The organism is Stenotrophomonas sp. (genome assembly GCF_036662295.1).
Taxonomy (GTDB): Bacteria; Pseudomonadota; Gammaproteobacteria; order Xanthomonadales; family Xanthomonadaceae; genus Stenotrophomonas.
In genome coordinates this window covers 1-3,804 of record NZ_JAVWXA010000183.1, presented here as the reverse complement: position 1 = coordinate 3,804, position 3,804 = coordinate 1, and the positions used below count along the sequence as shown (strand labels likewise).

3 protein-coding genes are annotated in these 3,804 nt (G+C 67.2%); all 3 read left to right on the top strand.

The genetic code is table 11. From position 1 onward, the window contains the following. The first annotated feature begins 92 nt into the window (after positions 1 to 92). Complete coding sequence (locus RSA25_RS19215; RefSeq protein ID WP_332810425.1) at positions 93 to 584, top strand: chemotaxis protein CheW; 492 nt, start codon at positions 93 to 95, stop codon at positions 582 to 584. 151 nt (positions 585 to 735) lie between these two features. Beyond that, positions 736 to 1,119, top strand: coding sequence for a hypothetical protein (locus RSA25_RS19210; protein WP_128095882.1), 384 nt, complete (start codon positions 736 to 738; stop codon positions 1,117 to 1,119). Between the two features lie 96 nt (positions 1,120 to 1,215). Beyond that, the gene (locus RSA25_RS19205) at positions 1,216 to 3,606 is read left to right on the top strand and encodes a methyl-accepting chemotaxis protein (protein WP_332810424.1); all 2,391 of its coding nucleotides are present in this window, start codon (positions 1,216 to 1,218) and stop codon (positions 3,604 to 3,606) included. Positions 3,607 to 3,804: the final 198 nt, after the last annotated feature.

Genomic DNA, 3,804 nt, shown 5'->3' with positions numbered 1-3,804 from the left:
CAACACCCCCCCCTAAAGTCGCCCCCATCCAAGCCGATATCCAGCGTGACGCCCGGTTTTTCTACCGCCACGCCCGACCCAGGATCCCTTCGATGAACGACAGCAACCCCAACGCCGCCAGCAGCGGTGGCGAGTATCTCAGCTTCACCCTCGGCGCCGAACACTACGGCGTGGACATCCTCAAGGTGCAGGAAATCCGCGGCTACGACTCGGTCACCCGCGTCCCCGATGCGCCGGACTACATCAAGGGCGTCATCAACCTGCGCGGCACCATCGTGCCGGTCATCGACCTGCGCCTGAAGCTGCGCCTGGAGAAGGCCACCTATGACGCCTTCACCGTCATGATCGTGCTCAACGTCGACGACCGCGTCGTCGGCATCGTCGTGGACAGCGTCTCGGATGTCATCCCGCTCAACGCCGACCAGATCCGCCCCACCCCCGAATTCGGCGCTGCGGTCGATACCCGCTTCATCTCCGGCATCGGCACCCAGGACGATCGCATGCTGATCCTGCTGGATATCGAAACCCTGCTCGACAGCGCCGACATGGGCCAGCCGACCGTCGTCGAAGACGTCGCCGCCTGATCCACCCCGCGCCGCGCCTGGTCCATACGACCATGGTCGAAAAAAGTTCTTCAGTTCCGCCACGCACGGCCGATAGCTGCTTCAGGACCCGGCTGTGTGGGGCTGCCCAAGGCCGGGCCAATTCGTCCATTTCCCCCGGAGATTCTTCCCGATGAAGTCCCTGCTTGCGCTGTTCTCGGTTGCCGTCCTCGCCTCCTCTGCCTCGTCCGCATTCGCCCAGTCGGCCGAAATGATCCCGCCGGAGATGGCACCGCGCTCGGTCGGCAAGGACGGCATGGTCTGTGGCAAGGTCGAAAAGGCCCGCTACGCCGAAGGTTCCGAAGGCCAGCCGACCTTCCTCTACATGGGCGGCGCCTTCCCGCGCCACACCTTCTCGGCCCGCATCGCCGGCGCCAACCGCGGCAAGTTCAGCTTCCCGCTGGAAACCCTGGAAGGCAAGACCGTCTGCGTGATCGGCAAGATCGCCCGCGACGCATCGCGTGCTGAAATCGAAGTCAGCTCGCCGGCCGGCCTCAAGCTCGCCAACATCAAGTAATCCGCCGTACGCCATGCCACGCCGGCATTGGCCGGCGTGGTCGTTGCAACCGGGCACGATGCCCGGACGCGTTTGCCATTGGAGATCGCACCGCCCATGCCCTGGATCAACAACCTCAAACTGATGCCGAAGTTGATGCTGACTTTCGGCGTCCTCCTGCTGGTGATGCTGCTGCAGGGCATCGTGGCCTATCGCGGCCTGTACTCGTTGAACAACGTCACCACCGAGCTGGCTGGCCACCGCATGGAGAGCATCCGGACCGCCGGTGAGATCCGCGGCATGGTCGGCGAGTTCCGCAACTCGGCCTACCAGGGCCTGATCCGCGCCAGCGACGACGTCAAGGCCGAGGCCAAGACGCGCGCAGCCGACCTGCGCGGCAAGATCGACCTGTCCATCAAGAAATACCCCGAACTGATCGACAATCCCCAGCAGAAGAAGCTGTTCGACGCCTTCGCCAAGGATTGGAAAGATTCGCTGGCCTCGTATGACGCGGTCACCGAGATGCTGGAGCTGGACCTGCCCGACGACGCCGTGGATACCTTCGTCGGCGAGACCCGCACCAAGCACCTGAAGGCCTCCGCCGCACTGGAAGCCCTGATTGCCGAAGACAACCGGCTGGCCCGCGCCTCGCGCGAGGAAGCCGAATCCACCTATGCCGCCTCGGCCATGCTGACCGTGATCGCCCTGCTGGGCGGCGCGGCACTGGGCCTGGTGCTGGTGTACCTGTTCGCCCGCTCGCTGGTGGGCAGCATGCGCGGCGCCGTCTCGGTCGCCAACGACGTGGCGGGCGGCAAGCTCGACGGCCACATCGATGTCTCGCGCAAGGACGAAGTGGGCGACCTCATGCAGGCCATGCAGCGCATGCAGCGCGACCTGCGCGAGCGCACCGAGAGCGACCAGGCCATCGCCCGCGAGAACCTGCGCATCCGCACCGCGCTGGACTACAGCTCCACCGGCGTGTACCTGACCGACAACCACCTCAACATCGTCTACGCCAACCGCGCCCTGCAGCAGACCCTGACCCAGTACCAGGATGACCTGCGCGCCAGCCTGCCCGACTTCGATGCCGGCGTGTCGCTGGTGGGTCGCCCGCTGACCGTGCTCGAGCACCGCGGCGAGATGGATGCCAGCCTGCTGGCCAACCTCAAGCAGAACGGCGTCGCCCGCCGCGCCATGCAGTTCGGCCACGCCCAGTTCGCGCAGGTGGTCTCCACCATCCGCAACGAGGACGGCGAAAGCGTCGGCCACGTGGTCGAGTGGCGCGACCGCACCCCCGAGGCGCTTGTCGAAGCCGAAGTGGCCCGCGTGATCGCCCAGGCTGCCGCCGGCGACCTGTCCGGCCGCATCCTGGCCGATGGCAAGGACGGCTTCTTCCTGCAGCTTACCCAGCAGATCAATGGCCTGCTGGACGCCAACGCGGCCAGCATCGCGCAGATCTCCGGCCTGCTCACCGCGCTGTCCCAGGGCGACCTCACCGTGCGCATGCACGGCGATTTCCAGGGCGTGTTCGCCACCATGCGTGACGACGCCAACGCCACCGCCGAGCAACTCAGCGGCATCGTTACCCGCATCAAGCACTCCAGCCAGCAGATCAGTTCGGCCGCCAGCGAGATCGCCACCGGCAACAGCGACCTGTCGCGCCGTACCGAGCAGCAGGCCGCCAACCTGGAAGAAACCGCCGCCTCGATGGAGGAACTCACCTCCACCGTGCGCCAGAACGCCGAGCATGCCCGCCAGGCCAACCAGCTGGCCATCGGCGCGCACAGCGTGGCCAGCCAGGGTGGTGAAGTGGTCGGCCAGGTGGTCACCACCATGAGCGCGATCCAGACCTCGTCCAAGAAGATCGCCGAGATCATCTCGGTCATCGACGGCATCGCCTTCCAGACCAACATCCTGGCGCTCAACGCGGCCGTGGAAGCGGCGCGTGCCGGCGAGCAGGGCCGCGGCTTTGCCGTGGTCGCCTCCGAAGTGCGCACCCTGGCCCAGCGCTCGGCCGGTGCCGCCAAGGAGATCAAGGGCCTGATCGACGACTCGGTGGCCAGCGTGGCCGACGGCTCGGCCCTGGTCCGCAAGGCGGGCAGCACCATGGGCGAGATCGTGGCCTCGGTGCAGCGCGTGACCGACATCATGGCCGAGATCTCGGCGGCCTCGCAGGAACAGTCGGCCGGCATCGAGCAGGTCAACCAGACCGTGGTGCAGATGGACGAAACCACCCAGCAGAACGCCGCGCTGGTGGAAGAAGCCACCGCCGCTGCGCGTGCCATGGAAGAACAGGCCGGCCACCTAAGCGATGCCGTGTCCATCTTCCGCCTGGACGAGCAGGCGCAGACAGCCCCCGCCGCTGCCCGCGCCACCGCGCCGGCCCCGGCCGCCCGCCCGGCCCGTGCCGCGACCGCCTCCCCGGCGGCCGCCCCGGCCCCGGCCCGCCGCACCGCCGCGCGCCCGATGGCCACCGAACTGGCCGACGGCGACTGGCAGGAGTTCTAAGCGCAGCGCGTCACCGCAACCGGTAAAACAAAGGCCCCGATGCACCCGCATCGGGGCCTTTTCGTTGCGCACGCCACGCATCTGAAACCAAACACATTCCCCCCAAGGGTAGAGCCACCCCATGGGTGGCTGCCCCCCAACCCATCACCATGCGAACGCCCCCATCACCGCGCGCAGCCACCCATGGGGTGGCTCTAC